Source organism: Pseudomonas sp. FW305-7 (assembly GCF_058786735.1).
Genome location: NZ_JBYSZA010000033.1, coordinates 22,726 through 36,864 on the forward strand (window position 1 = coordinate 22,726; position 14,139 = coordinate 36,864).

The 14,139-nt window shown below is 61.6% G+C and carries 11 protein-coding genes; 4 read left to right on the forward strand and 7 right to left on the reverse strand.

Annotation, left to right across the window (positions count from 1 at the left end; translation table 11 throughout):
- Positions 1–107: 107 nt before the first annotated feature.
- The 4 genes from AC3WMT_RS27060 to AC3WMT_RS27075 all read right to left on the reverse strand — a co-directional run bounded on the left by AC3WMT_RS27060 (position 108) and on the right by AC3WMT_RS27075 (position 6,177).
- Positions 108–1,778, reverse strand: a complete 1,671-nt coding sequence (locus tag AC3WMT_RS27060) for a ShlB/FhaC/HecB family hemolysin secretion/activation protein (protein ID WP_103306285.1) — start codon at positions 1,776–1,778, stop codon at positions 108–110.
- Between the two features lie 133 nt (positions 1,779–1,911).
- Positions 1,912–3,555 (reverse strand): collagen-like triple helix repeat-containing protein, encoded by a 1,644-nt coding sequence (locus AC3WMT_RS27065; RefSeq protein ID WP_103306284.1) that lies wholly within the window; start codon positions 3,553–3,555, stop codon positions 1,912–1,914.
- A gap of 412 nt (positions 3,556–3,967) precedes the next feature.
- Positions 3,968–4,822 (reverse strand): MaoC family dehydratase, encoded by an 855-nt coding sequence (locus tag AC3WMT_RS27070; protein WP_103306283.1) that lies wholly within the window; start codon positions 4,820–4,822, stop codon positions 3,968–3,970.
- 2 nt (positions 4,823–4,824) lie between these two features.
- Positions 4,825–6,177 (reverse strand): 3-oxoacyl-ACP reductase, encoded by a 1,353-nt coding sequence (locus AC3WMT_RS27075; protein WP_103306282.1) that lies wholly within the window; start codon positions 6,175–6,177, stop codon positions 4,825–4,827.
- Positions 6,178–6,416: 239 nt separating this feature from the next.
- Here AC3WMT_RS27075 and AC3WMT_RS27080 point away from each other — a divergent pair, with 239 nt between their 5' ends.
- From AC3WMT_RS27080 to AC3WMT_RS27090, 3 genes are all read left to right on the forward strand, one after another.
- Positions 6,417–7,694, forward strand: a complete 1,278-nt coding sequence (locus AC3WMT_RS27080; protein ID WP_103306281.1) for an acetyl-CoA C-acetyltransferase — start codon at positions 6,417–6,419, stop codon at positions 7,692–7,694.
- 341 nt (positions 7,695–8,035) lie between these two features.
- Entirely contained in the window at positions 8,036–8,932 is an 897-nt protein-coding gene (locus AC3WMT_RS27085; RefSeq protein WP_103306280.1) for a PA4780 family RIO1-like protein kinase, read from the forward strand.
- Positions 8,933–9,246: 314 nt separating this feature from the next.
- The gene (locus tag AC3WMT_RS27090; RefSeq protein ID WP_103306279.1) at positions 9,247–10,455 is read left to right on the forward strand and encodes an MFS transporter; all 1,209 of its coding nucleotides are present in this window, start codon (positions 9,247–9,249) and stop codon (positions 10,453–10,455) included.
- On the opposite strand, the gene cueR is transcribed toward AC3WMT_RS27090, so the two are convergent.
- The 3 genes from cueR to AC3WMT_RS27105 all read right to left on the reverse strand — a co-directional run bounded on the left by cueR (position 10,409) and on the right by AC3WMT_RS27105 (position 13,724).
- Positions 10,409–10,822: a Cu(I)-responsive transcriptional regulator gene (gene cueR / locus AC3WMT_RS27095; RefSeq protein WP_096819703.1), complete on the reverse strand. Its 414-nt coding sequence runs from the start codon at positions 10,820–10,822 to the stop codon at positions 10,409–10,411. The genes AC3WMT_RS27090 and cueR overlap by 47 nt on opposite strands.
- On the reverse strand, positions 10,819–13,212 hold the full coding sequence (gene cueA, locus AC3WMT_RS27100) for a copper resistance metal-translocating P1-type ATPase CueA (protein WP_103306277.1): 2,394 nt from the start codon (positions 13,210–13,212) through the stop codon (positions 10,819–10,821). The genes cueR and cueA overlap by 4 nt, the downstream gene beginning before the upstream one ends.
- Before the next feature lie 128 nt (positions 13,213–13,340).
- Entirely contained in the window at positions 13,341–13,724 is a 384-nt protein-coding gene (locus tag AC3WMT_RS27105; protein ID WP_103306276.1) for a hypothetical protein, read from the reverse strand.
- A gap of 150 nt (positions 13,725–13,874) precedes the next feature.
- Between AC3WMT_RS27105 and AC3WMT_RS27110 the strand changes: the two genes are divergently transcribed.
- Entirely contained in the window at positions 13,875–14,072 is a 198-nt protein-coding gene (locus AC3WMT_RS27110) for a cation transporter (protein ID WP_103306275.1), read from the forward strand.
- The last annotated feature ends 67 nt before the right edge of the window (positions 14,073–14,139 follow it).

Sequence of the window (14,139 nt, forward strand, 5' to 3'; positions counted from 1 at the left end):
CGTTCATCGCTGGCAAGCCAGCTCCCACATTTGGAATACGTTCCAACCTGTGGGAGCTGGCTTGCCAGCGATGGCGGTCTGTCAGCTCAACAGATTTATCTGACACCCTACAACTGATAACTGAAGCTGATGCTGTAACGCGTCCGCCGATTGAAAGTGTCCAGCGCTTCATCCGACATCGCCTTCGCCGCTTCCAGCGCAATGTTGTAGTACTTGGCGTCGCCGAATCTCAAACCCACCGCCGCCGACGACAAGTTGTTGGCCTGCACCGGCAATTCATTGAACCAACTGCGCGAACGATCGAGCACCACGTACGGTTGCAGGATGCGCACCCAGTTGCCGTCGCGATTGAAACTGTAGTTGACCTCGTAAGCCACCCCCCAGCCCTTGTCGCCCGACGCCTGATCATCGGGATAACCGCGCCCGAAATTCTGCCCGCCGAACACTGCGCGTTCGCTGTCGGGGAGGGTGTCGTCGCTCCAGTACAACGCGGCCGACAGCACGCCTTGCCAGTTGTCGAAGAACTTGTCGCTCTGCACGCCGGACAGGCGCACCCGGAAGAAGTCGAGGTCGATGGCGTTGTTGTTGGTCTTCGCGCCCATGCTGTCCAGGCCCTGGTACACGCCACCGCTGAGAATCCGCAATTGCCGGGCATCGGCCTTGCGCCAATCGCTCTCGAAAGCGAGGGCGCGGATGTCGGTGCGTTCTTCGACGCTCAGCGGGTAACCGATGACGTTGTAGCGAGTCTTGTCATTGACCGCGTACAGCCGCGATCCGGCGGTCAGCAGTTCGTTGGAAGCCGCGATCAGGGGGAGGGTGAAGCCGATCGAGTAGCGGTCGTTTTCGCGGTGCGGTTTGAGTTGCAGGCCATTGTCGAGCAGCACATTGGTGCCGGGGTCGGCACGGTAGCGGGAGGCGGAAAGGGCCAGTTGCGTACCTTCGCTATCGAGGAACTGGCTGTAGTCGAGGCGGTAGTAATGTTCTTTGTCGTCACCCGGTGGAAACAGACCGCTGAGGCTCAATTGCTCGCCCATGGACGTCTGCGAATTGCTGCTCACGCCGAGTAAAGCTTGCGTGCCGTTGCGGTTGTCTTCAGTGGTGCTCAGCGTGCTGGTGAACGGTTTGCGGCTGGCTTGCGCGACCAGCGTTGTGGCGCCATCGGTGGTGCCCGGCGGCGGTACTTGTGCCTGGATCGTCACGCCGGGGATGCGCGTCATCAACGTGGTATAGCGCTCGAACGTCTTGCGGGTCAGCGGCCGCTCGGCCTGGATTTTCGCCGCCAGTTTGTCGAGCAGGCCTTTGACCCTGCCGACATCACCCTGCATCTGCACATCCCGCACGTAACCTTCGACCAGTACGACGCGGGCGACGCCGTCGTCGAAGTTCTGTTGCGGTAAAAAGGCGTAGGACAGCAGGTAGCCGTCCTGCTGATAGCGCCGGGTGATGTTGCGCGTCGCTTCGATCAGCTCGGCGAGGCTGGTTTCGTGGCCGATCAGTGGTTTGTAATTGTCGGCCAACTCGTTCAGCGGATAGATCGTGCCGCCCTCGATCTGCACGGTTTTGAGATTGACCTTGGTGCTCATCATCAACGGTTGCGCGGCAGTTGCGCCGGGGTCTGGCACCTGCAACGGCGCGGCAGCCGGGCGATAGGCGTCGGCCGGCAAATTCGGCACGGGCAGATTACGGATGGTTTCGTTGCTGTTGAGAAAGCTGGGGAGGGTGTCGGCGAGGGCGGCGGAACTGAGACTGAGGCACAGCAGGGATGCCATAACGCGCATAGGACACTCCATGGTCAGATCACAGCACAGGGCTGGGTTCTCCTAAGAAAAAAGCGGAAGACTCGTGGGAATCTTCCGCCCTCAACCAAGCGTAGGCGCTGTATGTGAGGCCGTCGAATCGGCCAGGTGCAATTTAGCGTTTGTTGCCTCCCAGGGCGCCGGTCAGGCCACCGAGTACTCCGCCCAGACCGCCCGTGGTGCCGCCGCCGGTTGCGGTTCCGGTGCCGCCGTTGACCAGGCCGCCAACCGCTGCAACGGTACCACCGACGTTGTTGACCAGACCTCCGACGGCTGTGGTGACCGGGTTGTTGGTGGCGGCAATCGCGCCACCCAGATTGCTGACCGCACCGCCGACTTGACCTGTGAGCGCGGCGACTGGCGAGCCGAGACCAGTAGCGGCGCCGACTTGCTGGGTCACGTTGGTGACGGCGCTGGTGACCGGATTCAGACCAGCACCGACGGTGGCGCCGACAGTGGCCAGTGGCGAAGTCGTTGCAGTAATCGGTGAGCCCGAACCGCCGAGCACGGTGTTCAGCGAAGCGACGGTGTTACCCAGTCCGCCTGCGGCAACGCCACCGGCACTGACCACGCCGTTGGTATTGCCAGCGTTCAAGCCTGTGCCGACGTTAACCACGGCGCCGCCCACGGTTTGCAACAGACCCGTGCCGCCGAGGCCGCCACCCAGTCCACCGCCGATACCGCCACCAGTTCCTGAGCCGGTGCCGTTCGACACCAGCCCACCCGCCTTGCCAACCGCTGTGCCGACGTTGCTCACGGCACCGCCGAGGGTGTTGGTCACGGCGTTGCCATTGCCAGCAGCGGTGACCTTGCCGCCCAAACCGTTCACGGTGCCGCCGACTTGCGAAATCACGCCTTTGAGCGGATCACCGAGGCCGGTGGTAGCGCCGAGTTTGCCGGTGGTGCTTTCAACCATGGCGATCACCGGGACCAGGCTGGCGCCGACTTTATTGGTCAATTGGCTGGTTGGGCCATTGGTCAGCGTGGTGTCGAGGGTATCGCCGAGCATGGTGACTTTCTCGCCAACGCCGTCGAGCAATGGTGCCACTTTGGTGACCACGCCGCCGACCACGGGAACGCTGCCGGTGGCGGTTGCCAGTTTGCCGCTGAGGTCGGACACGCCGTTGCCGACATCGGTAACAACTCCGCCGACCGAGGCCACGGTGGTGGTCAGGCCTTTAGGGTCGGTCGCCAGTTTGCCGACGCCATTGGCAATGCCATCGCCTAGCGTGGTGACGACGTTGCCGGTGGTGTTCGCCGCGCTCTGCACTACGCCACCGACTACAGGCACGGTGCTCAAGGAGTCGCCAATCTGACCGACACCATCGCCGACGCCGCTGACGGTTTTGCCCACATCCTGCACCAGGGTGGTGGTTACCAGTGACGGAGTAGTTGGATTGGTCGGGTTGGTTGGATCAGTCGGGTTCGTTGGATTGGTTGGATCCGTCGGGTTGGTCGGATTAGTCGGGTTGGTTGGATTGGTGCCTCCCGTTCCGCCCGTACCGCCAGTGCCTGCAGTGCCGTCTGTGCCACCGGTACCGCCAGTGCCACCGGTCCCACCCGTTCCAGCGGTGCCGCCGCCGGTCCCATCAGTGCCACCCGTGCCGCCGGAGCCATCGGTTCCTGCGCTGCTGGCGGGAGAAGAACTCCCAGAACTGCTTTTATGGCCGCCACCGCCACTGCTGCAACCGGTGAGGCCGAGGGAGAGGATCAATGCCAGAGCGATTGCTGATTTGCACCACACGTCTTGAGTTTTCATGATCGAGATTCCTTGCACCTGTTACAACGTTCGTTGTCTTCGATGGCTCCCCGGTCTATCGCCGGTGATGCCTCCGTCCGTTGTGTCAATCTCAGTCCAAGGGCAGGTTCCAGGCCATTCTCAAGTTGGTATTAACGCCTTTATATATAAGGTGATGCGCAGCGCCTAAGGACTAATACCCAAGATATAGACGCGCAAAAAAAAGCCTTGAGAATCAAGGCCAGGTGTTTGTCGAAGAGGTGGTCAAGGTGCGGAAAAACTTAAGTGATATATACACAATTTACAGGTCGGCCCCTATTTCCCGGGCGCTGAAAACCTTGTGGTGACAGGGAGCTTTTGTGGTGAGGGGATAAATCCCCTCACCACAGAGATTCCTTCACACAAATTCTGTTTTCATCACCCACTTCTGGATTCAGGCAATCGGCTGCCAATTGCCCACCATATGCTCCAGATCCCCCGCCCCCACCAGCCGCAATTCGCCACTGGATCCCGCTTCGCTGGCCAGCAACGTCACCTCACTCGGCAATCGCACCGGTTTGCGAAAGTGCACCGCGATCTCCAGATTGGCCTTGGGTAAATGATCCGCCAGCGCCGCGAGTGTGCGGGCCTTGTTCCACAAGCCGTGGGCGATGGCCGTGGGAAAGCCGAACAACTTTGCGCTCGCCGCGCTCAGGTGGATCGGGTTGTAGTCTCCCGACACCTTGGCGTATTGCCGGCCAATGTCTGCCGGCGCCTTCCAATGGGCCACTTCCGTCAGCGCTTGCGATGGCTGCCAATGCTGTTCGACGGCTTCACCGTCAAGTTTTACCCCGCGACAGAGCATCTGACTTTCGGCTTCCCACAACGGCCCGAGCTGATCATCCAGCGTGGTCAGCAGATCGAACGTCGCGCCCTTGGGATGCGCTTGCAGATTATTCACGCGCACGCTGACTTGCGCGCGACTGATCGCGCCCATCGGCCGCAGCACGCGAATGCGGTTGCTCAAATGAATCAGGCCCAGCAGCGGAAACGGAAAGTCCTTCGCCGTGAGCAACTGCATCTGCAAGGCAAACGCGAGGATGTGTGGATAAGTCGGCGGCAGCAGACCGTCGTCGGTAAAACCGCAGACCTTGCGATAGTCCGCCAGGCGTTTGCCATCGACGTCGACCCAGCAGCGCAAGCCGCTGTCGGGCAGTTGCGTGCCAGTGATCTTGCGTCGCGTCGCCGCCCGCGCATATAGCCCGGTCAGGCTTGGTTCGCGGTCCAGTGTGTGCCATTCGATGCTCATGCCTAAGCCCCCAGAACACTTTGTCCACAGACCCGCAGCGCCTGCCCGGTGAACGCGCCGGTGCCCGGTTGCGCCAGCCAAGCCACGGCCTCGGCGACGTCTTGCGGCAAGCCGCCCTGGCCCAGCGAACTCATGCGTCGTCCGGCCTCACGCAGGCCGAAAGGAATGTGCGCGGTCATCTGCGTTTCGATGAATCCCGGCGCCACGGCGTTGATGCTGATGCCGCGTTCCAGCAGTGTCGGCGCCCACGCTTGGGCCAGGCCGATCAAGCCTGCCTTGCTCGCGGCGTAGTTGGTTTGCCCGCGATTACCGGCGATACCGCTGATCGAGGCGAGCAGGATCACCCGCGCGTTGTCTTTCAGCGTGCCGCTGTCGAGCAGGGCTTTGGTCAGCACTTGCGGCGCATTGAGGTTGACCGCTAGCACCGCGTCCCAGAATTCCGGGGTCATGTTGGCCAAGGTCTTGTCGCGAGTGATCCCGGCGTTGTGCACCAGAATGTCGAGGCCGTCCGGCAGTTGTTCGATCAGTTGCGTGGCAGCGTCCTCGGCGCAGATGTCGAGGGTGATGCTGCGCCCGCCGAGGCGTGCGGCGAGGGCTTCAAGATCAGTCTTGGCCGGCGGCACGTCGAGCAGGATGACCTCGGCGCCATCGCGTGCCAGGGTCTCGGCAATCGAAGCGCCAATGCCGCGCGCTGCGCCGGTGACCAGCGCCTTGCGCCCGGCCAGTGGTCGCGTCCAGTCGGTGACCGGCGTCGCGCACGCGGTCAGGCGAATCACCTGTCCGGAAACGAAAGCACTTTTCGGCGAAAGGAAAAACCGCAGCGGGCCTTCCAGCTGATCTTCGGCACCGTCACCGACATAAATCAATTGCAGCGTGCCACCGCTGCGCAACTCCTTGGCCAGCGAACGGGAGAACCCTTCCAGCGCCCGTTGTGCGCTGGCGGCGAACGGATCGCTCAGGGTTTCCGGGGCGCGACCGAGGATCACCAGGTGGGCGCTGGATTCAAGATTTTTCATCAGCGGCTGGAAGAACTCGCGCAGCTGTTTGAGCTGATCGGTCTGTTGCAGATCGCTGGCGTCGAACACCACAGCCTTGAGTTTCGGACCAAGGCCGGGAATCCATTCGGTAGCGCTCGCCGGTTGCTCGCCGTAGCGGTAAATCCCCTCGGTCAAGCGATTGGCGAAGGCGCTGACGCGCTCGGCCAGCGGCCCGCCGCCGATCAGCAGCGCACCCTCCACCGGCCGCAGGCGTCCGGCCTGCCAGCGCTCCAGTCGCACCGGCGACGGCAGGCCCAGAGCCCCGACCAGACGATGGCCGATGGACGAGTTGGCAAAGTCGATATAGCGGTCAGACATGGAACGCTCTCCAAATGTTGGGGTTCAAAGTGTGGACTGCCAATGGCAAACAATCGTTCGATCCACGCAATAAGGCCTACGCTAGAACAGCAGAGTAGACCACTGACCCTGTGCGGGCTGGCTTGCCAGCGATGGCGGACTGTCTGCCACTGAAGGTGTTGGATGTGCCGGCCCCATCGCTGGCAAGCCAGCTCCCACAGGGTTCTATGTGAACCTGGACATCTAAAAAGGAGCTTTTCATGAGTCAGCTGCGCCGCGTCGCGATCATCGGCGGTAACCGTATCCCTTTCGCCCGTTCCAACGGACCGTACGCTACCGCCAGCAATCAGGCGATGCTCACCGCCGCCCTCGAAGGCCTGATCGAACGCTACAACCTGCACGGCCAGCGCATCGGCGAGGTCGTGGCGGGCGCGGTGCTTAAATTGTCACGGGATATGAACCTGACCCGCGAATGCGTACTTGGCTCGCGCCTGTCTCCGACCACCCCGGCCTATGACATCCAGCAAGCCTGCGGCACCGGCCTGGAAGCGGCGCTGCTGGTGGCGAACAAAATCGCCCGTGGCCAGATCGACAGTGGCATTGCTGGCGGCGTCGACACCACCTCGGACGCGCCGATCAGCGTCAGCGAGGGCCTGCGCAAGATCCTCCTGCAAGCCAACCGCGCCAAGACCACCGGCGACAAACTCAAAACTTTCCTGCAACTGCGCCCCCAGCACCTGATCCCGGAATTCCCGCGCAATGGCGAAGCGCGCACCGGCCTGTCGATGGGCCAGCACTGTGAGCTGATGGCGCAGACCTGGCAGATTCCCCGCGAAGAGCAGGATCAACTGGCCCTGGAAAGCCATCACAAACTGGCCGCGTCCTACAGCGAAGGCTGGCACAACGATTTGATGACGCCGTTCCTCGGCCTGACCCGCGACAACAATCTGCGCCAGGACCTGACCCTGGAAAAACTCGCGTCGCTGAAACCGGCCTTCGAAAAAAGCGCCAAAGGTACGCTGACGGCGGGCAACTCCACGCCGCTCACCGATGGCGCCTCGGTGGTTTTGCTCGGCAGTGAGGAATGGGCGAAAGAGCGCGGCTTGCCGATCCTCGCTTACCTGCGCGACGGCGAAGCGGCGGCGGTGGATTTCGTCAATGGTGCCGAGGGCCTGCTGATGGCGCCGGTGTACGCGGTGCCACGTTTATTGGCGCGTAACGGGCTGACGTTGCAGGACTTCGACTACTACGAAATTCATGAGGCGTTCGCTGCGCAGGTTTTGTGCACCCTCAAGGCCTGGGACGATCCTGAATACTGCAAAACCCGTCTGGGGCTGGATGCGCCGTTGGGTTCGATCGACCGCAGCCGGCTTAATGTCAAAGGCAGTTCACTGGCGGCGGGGCATCCATTTGCCGCGACGGGTGGGCGGATTGTCGCGAATCTGGCGAAGTTGCTGGATGCGGCGGGCAAGGGCCGGGGGCTGATTTCGATTTGCGCCGCGGGCGGCCAAGGCGTCACTGCCATCATTGAAAGATAAATCGGATCCTGTGGGAGCGGGCTTGCCCGCGATGAGGCCATCAGATTCAATATTTTTATTGACTGGGATATCGCCATCGCTGGCAAGCCAGCTCCCACAGGTTTATGCGGGCGTGCTCAAGGACGCTTACAGGCCAATGTCAGATTCTGTCGCAAATGCCCTCAACACCGATCAGCTACATTCACCACCGCCTCGGCTATGATTCGCCGCGGTCAGATTTTCGGCACAGTGTGTGCATTCTCAAGGTTCACAGGTCGGCAACCCCTCCCCGAGACGCGAGGATTGCCGTATAACGAGTGACATTCGCGTGTTTGGTAATAAAGGACCCACAATAAAAGCTGATGAAGACTCCAAAACGCATTGAACCCCTGATCGAGGACGGTCTGGTCGACGAAGTGCTGCGCCCACTGATGAGTGGTAAAGAAGCAGCTGTTTATGTGGTGCGCTGCGGCAATCAGTTACGTTGCGCAAAGGTCTACAAGGAGGCGAACAAACGTAGTTTCCGCCAGGCGGCCGAGTATCAGGAAGGCCGCAAGGTTCGCAACAGCCGACAGGCCCGAGCGATGGCCAAAGGCTCCAAGTTCGGTCGCAAAGAGACCGAGGATGCCTGGCAGAACGCCGAGGTGGCGGCGCTGTTTCGTCTGGCCGGTGCCGGTGTGCGCGTGCCGAAACCGTACGACTTCCTCGATGGCGTATTGTTGATGGAACTGGTGGCCGACGAATTCGGCGACGCCGCGCCGCGTCTGAACGACGTGGTGCTGGAGCCGGATCAGGCCCGCGAGTATCACGCGTTCCTGATTTCGCAGATCGTGCTGATGTTGTGTACCGGTCTGGTGCACGGTGACCTCTCCGAGTTCAACGTGCTGCTGACACCGACCGGCCCGGTCATCATCGACCTGCCGCAAGCAGTCGATGCAGCGGGCAACAACCACGCGTTCAGCATGCTCGAGCGTGACGTTGGCAACATGGCCTCATACTTCGGCCGTTTTGCGCCAGAGCTGAAGACGACCAAGTACGCCAAGGAAATGTGGGCGTTGTACGAAGCCGGCACCTTGCATCCGAACAGTGTGCTGACCGGTGAGTTCGACGATCCGGAGGACCTGGCCGATGTCGGCGGGGTGCTGCGCGAGATCGAAGCGGCGCGGCTGGACGAAGAGCGCAAGCAGGCGATTCGTGCGGCAGATGACGAGCCCAAGGGCAAGTCGGACGAGCCACCGCCTCCGCCATGGATGCAGTGATCGTGTAAAGAGAAACCCGGCTTCGGCCGGGTTTTTTTATGGGTGCTGTCTGTATATGCCTGTGATATTGCAGCCCCTCACCCCAGCCCTCTCCCCAGGGAGAGGGAGCCGAGCGAGTTGTCTGGCGCTAGACATCGACCTGAAACACCGAGTCGATTAAGGATTCGGCAAAGCACGATCAGGTCGGTGTACCTCTCAAATATTCCCCAATCAGTCCCCTCTCCCACTGGGAGAGGGTTAGGGTGAGGGGCTTTTAGATCCTGTCGAATAAGCGTCTACTGTCCACCGCTCTAATCCACACTCAAGGACTGAATGTGACCACCCCCCGCAACGCCTACCTGATCATCACCGCCCGACTGATCTCCGATTTCGGCGCTTTCCTCAACATGGTTGCGCTGGCCACGTACGTCTATCTGCTGAGCAACAGCGCCATGAGCGTCGGCATTTTCCTCGCCAGTCGCGTCGGCGGCGGGATTTTCGCCAGTCTGATCGGCACGCGGTTCTATCGGCGCTGGAGCGGGCGTTTGCCGCTGATTGCATTCGATCTGCTGCGCGCTGGCGTGCTTGGTCTGTTGCTGATCGTGCCGGTCAGTCAGCAAGCGCTGCTGTTGCCGCTGATTGCCTTCGGGCTGGGCTTTGGCAACTCAATGTTCGCCATCGGTCTCAACAGCCAGTTGCCCAGGTTGATCGAGCCGTCGCAGTTGCTGAAAACAAACGCGTGGATCACTTCGGCCTCTTCGGCGGCGATGGTCGGCGGCAGTCTGGTCTCGGGGTTGCTGGTAGCGGGTTTTGGCTTCGAAACGGTGTTCGCCCTGAACGCGCTGACCTATTTGCTGGCTGCATTACTGATTGTGCCGCTGCGTTTCGACGCTCCGACCCTCAACACCGAGCCCGAGCGCGGCGAATGGTCGGCCCTCAAGCAAGGCCTGCGCAGTGCGCCGGTGATTGCCGCCATGCTCGCCGTGACGATGGCCGACACCTTGGGCAGCGCCGCGCACAACGTCGGTTTTCCGATCATCTCGAAACTGCTCTCGCCCGAGTCGGCGAGCACCACGCTGGGCCTAATGCTGGCGGTATGGGCCAGCGGCAAACTGCTCGGTGCACGAATCGCCAGCCGCCTGAAAGGCTCGGACAACATCCATCTCGAGCGGCGGTTCTTCTTCGGTGTGGCGCTGATGTCCTGCGGTTTCATCCTGATGTTTCAGCAGCACAGTCTCTACGGATTGCTGTTGTTTTCCTTGCCGGCCGGGCTGGGTGACGGCTTCTCAGAAGTCGGCCTGATGTCACGGCTGCAACGCGAACCGGAACACCTGCGCCTGCCGATTTTCAGTTTCCTGACGCTGCTGCAAATGACCGGATTCGGCGTCGGTATGTTGATCGCCGCGCCGTTCTACGAGTGGTGGACACCGGGTGCCGTGGTCATGCTGTTCCACGGCATTCCCCTCGGTACCCTGCTCACGGTGAAAGGGCTGGCGCTCAGGCGCGGGCTGGTTGTGCGCAGCAGCCCGACGCCAGTTCCTTGAGGATCGGGCAATCAGGGCGATGGTCGCCCTGACAATGCTCGACCAGATCCTGCAAGGTGTCGCGTAGCTCGCCGAGTTCGCGGATCTTCTGGTTCAACTCGTCGATGTGCTGCCGCGCCAGCGCCTTCACATCGGCGCTGGCCCGCTGGCGATCCTGCCAGAGCGTCAGCAGTTTGCCGACTTCTTCGAGAGAAAAGCCGAGATCGCGCGAACGCTTGATAAAAGCCAGTGTGTGCAAGTCATCATCGCCGTAGACCCGATAACCGCTGTCGGTGCGATGGGCCGCTTTGAGCAAACCGATCGACTCGTAGTAGCGGATCATTTTCGCGCTCAGGCCACTGTGCCGGGCCGCTTGGCCGATGTTCATCGGTGCTCCTCCAGATCCTTGGGTTTCCAGGTTTTCAACAGTAGCGCATTGCTCACTACGCTGACGCTCGACAACGCCATCGCCGCACCGGCCAGCACCGGGTTGAGAAAGCCAAACGCCGCCAGCGGAATGCCGATCAGGTTGTAGACGAAGGCCCAGAACAGATTCTGGCGAATTTTCGCGTAGGTCTTGCGGCTGATCTCCAGCGCCGCCGGCACCAGCCGTGGATCACCGCGCATCAGCGTGATGCCCGCTGCGTGCATGGCGACGTCGGTGCCGCCGCCCATGGCGATGCCGATGTCGGCGGCAGCGAGTGCCGGAGCATCGTTGATGCCGTCGCCGACCATGGCGACGACACCGGTTTTCTTCAGTTCGGCGACGGTGGCGGCTTTGTCTGCCGGCAAGACTTCGGCGTGAACGTTTTTAATGCCAAGGGCCTCGGCCACCACGCGCGCACTGCCGCGATTGTCGCCGGTCAGTAAATGGCTGTGGATATCGCGTGCGGCGAGTTGTTGTACGGCTTGCAGTGCGCCCGGCTTCAAGGTGTCACCGAAGGCGAACAAACCCAGTACACGCAGCTCGGGGCTTTGTTCGATCAGCCACGACAGGGTTCGGCCTTCGGCTTCCCATGCCTTGGCAGATTCACTGAGGTTGCCTGCACTCAATCCGCTTTCTTCCAGCATCCGCCGATTGCCAAGGGCCAGACGCCGACCGTCCAGCGTGCCAGCGATGCCACGACCGGTCAGTGACTGGCTGTCGCTGATATCCGGCACAGGCAGATTTCGCTCAGCGGCTGCGTCCAGCACCGCTTTGGCCAGCGGATGCTCGCTGCCGCGTTGCAGGGCCCCGGCCAATTTCAGCAGCGTATTTTCATCGCCATTGACGGCACTCAAATGCGCGATGCGCGGGGTGCCGGAGGTCAACGTGCCGGTCTTGTCGAACACCACGCTGCTGACTTCATGGGCGCGTTCCAGTGCTTCGGCGTCCTTGATCAGAATGCCGTGCCGCGCCGCCACGCCAGTGCCGGCCATGATCGCCGTCGGCGTGGCGAGACCGAGGGCGCAAGGGCAAGCGATCACCAGAACCGCAACGGCGTTGATCAACGCGGTTTCCAGCGGTGCGCCGTACAGCCACCAACCGATCAGCGTTGCCAGGGCCAGGACCAGCACGGTCGGCACGAACACCTGGCTGACTTTATCCACCAGTTTCTGGATCGGTGCTTTCGCCGCTTGAGCGTCTTCGACCAGACGAATGATCCGCGCCAGCACGCTTTCCGCGCCGAGTGCGGTGGTGCGCACCAGCAAGCGACCTTCACCGTTGATCGCACCACCGGTGACTTTGTCCCCCGGTTGTTTCGGCACCGGCAGACTCTCACCGCTGATCAAGGCTTCGTCGGCGTGGCTCTGACCCTCCAGCACTTCACCGTCGACCGGGAAGCGCTCGCCGGGTTTGACCAGAACAAGGTCGTTGAGGCGCAGGGCGCTGATGGCGACATCCTGTTCGCGGCCGTCGATCACCTGAATTGCCCGTTCCGGCCGCAAGGCTTCAAGGGCGCGGATGGCACTGGCGGTCTGGCGTTTGGCGCGGCTTTCGAGGTATTTGCCGAGCAGCACCAGGGCAATCACCACCGCCGACGCTTCGAAATACAGATGTGGCATGCGCCCGGCGGCAGTCGCCCACTCATAAAGACTCAAGCCATAACCGGCGCTGGTGCCGAGGGCGACAAGCAAGTCCATGTTGCCGGCCCCGGCGCGCACGGCTTTCCACGCCGCCACGTAGAACCGTGCACCGAAGATGAATTGCACTGGCGTGGCGAGGGCGAATTGCGCCCAGGCGGGCAGCATCCAGTGAATGCCGAACGGTTGCAGCAACATCGGCAAGACCAGCGGCAGGGCGAGGGCGATCGCGCAGATCAAAGCCCAGCGCTCGTGCTTCAGGCGCTGTTGCTGGTTATCGGTGGGTGGGTTTTCGGCTTGCCAGACGCTGGCCGAATAACCGGCCTTGCTGACGGCATCGAGCAGGGTTTGCGCGTCGATCTGGCCGAGCAGTTCGAGGTGCGCGCGTTCATTGGCGAGGTTGACGCTGACGCTTTTCACCCCGGCGACTTTGTTCAGGGCGCGCTCGACGCGACCCACGCAGGAGGCGCAGGTCATGCCATCAATTTTCAATTCGAGGGTGTGTTGCGGCACGCTGTAACCGGCGCGCTCAACCGCGTCCATCAACGCCGGCAAGCTGTCGCCGGGCGCCTGCACGCGGGCCTGCTCGGTGGCGAGGTTGACGCTGACGGCACTGGCGCCGCTGACTTTGCTCAAGGCCCGCTCGACACGCCCGGCACAACTGGCGCAGGTCATGCCGGCAATCGGCAGATCGAAAGTGATGGATTCGGACATCGGTCACGCTCCCTGTAGAAGTTGCCTACAGGATCAACCTTGCCATGCGGGCAAGGTCAAGCGCCAATCTTTGAGGCACCATCAATCAATGTGGGAGCGAGCAAGCCCGCTCCCACATGGGGATTTGCTTAGTAGCCGAGATCGGTGCGCTTCAAGTACATGCCTTCCTGGTTCATCGCGATTCGGAACTTCAGGATTTCGCCGGCATGCAGTTTGATCTCCTGCGAACCCGGCGCGAGCATGCCCGGGTTGCAGCCCGGCATTTGCCCCGGCAGCAGTTTAAGCCGTAGCGAGACATTGCCCGGCGGCAGATTGAATGAGGTGCTTTGCTCCTGAAACAGGCGCGCCGACAGTTGATCCTGAATGTAAACACCGATCTCGCAGGACGTCGCTACTTCCAGGCGCTCGCGGGAAATGATCAGCACGCCATAATCCTCGCCGGCGGCTTGCACCTGAGGGATAGCGGCAAACAGGCCGAGGAAGCCAAACAGGCTGAAAGCTGACCAGCGCATGGCTGAATCTCCTGAATTTATGTCATTGATGCACGCAGCTTGGCCGAGCGCGGCGCCGATTGCCAGCCCGGCAGTTTATTCAAGAACTTGACCTTGCCATCGTGGCAAGCTCGAAACTGCCGGCAACCTCACTCAAAAGGAGTCATTTGCATGCAAGTGTTCAATGTTGAAGGCATGACCTGCGGTCACTGTGTCAAAGCCATCACCAACGCCTTACAGGCCAAGGATCCGGCGGCCAGTGTGCGCGTCGATCTGGCGGCCAAGGAAGTCGGCGTCGAAAGTGCGCTGAGTGCTGAGCAGGTCATCGAAGTCATCAGCGAAGAAGGCTACGCAGTGAAACTGGCCTGATACAAATCCCTGTGGCTAGGGAGTTTGCTCCTGCTGGACTGCGCAGCAGGCCCATTGTTTCTGGCCT

Coding starts and splice junctions, on each gene's coding strand:
- AC3WMT_RS27105 (WP_103306276.1), bottom strand. CDS start 13,724: ATGCGCTGGTCAGCTTTCAGCCTGTTTGGCTTCCTCGGCCTGTTTGCC.
- AC3WMT_RS27060 (WP_103306285.1), bottom strand. CDS start 1,778: ATGCGCGTTATGGCATCCCTGCTGTGCCTCAGTCTCAGTTCCGCCGCC.
- cueR (WP_096819703.1), bottom strand. CDS start 10,822: ATGAACATCGGCCAAGCGGCCCGGCACAGTGGCCTGAGCGCGAAAATG.
- AC3WMT_RS27085 (WP_103306280.1), top strand. CDS start 8,036: ATGAAGACTCCAAAACGCATTGAACCCCTGATCGAGGACGGTCTGGTC.
- cueA (WP_103306277.1), bottom strand. CDS start 13,212: ATGTCCGAATCCATCACTTTCGATCTGCCGATTGCCGGCATGACCTGC.
- AC3WMT_RS27075 (WP_103306282.1), bottom strand. CDS start 6,177: ATGTCTGACCGCTATATCGACTTTGCCAACTCGTCCATCGGCCATCGT.
- AC3WMT_RS27065 (WP_103306284.1), bottom strand. CDS start 3,555: ATGAAAACTCAAGACGTGTGGTGCAAATCAGCAATCGCTCTGGCATTG.
- AC3WMT_RS27080 (WP_103306281.1), top strand. CDS start 6,417: ATGAGTCAGCTGCGCCGCGTCGCGATCATCGGCGGTAACCGTATCCCT.
- AC3WMT_RS27110 (WP_103306275.1), top strand. CDS start 13,875: ATGCAAGTGTTCAATGTTGAAGGCATGACCTGCGGTCACTGTGTCAAA.
- AC3WMT_RS27070 (WP_103306283.1), bottom strand. CDS start 4,822: ATGAGCATCGAATGGCACACACTGGACCGCGAACCAAGCCTGACCGGG.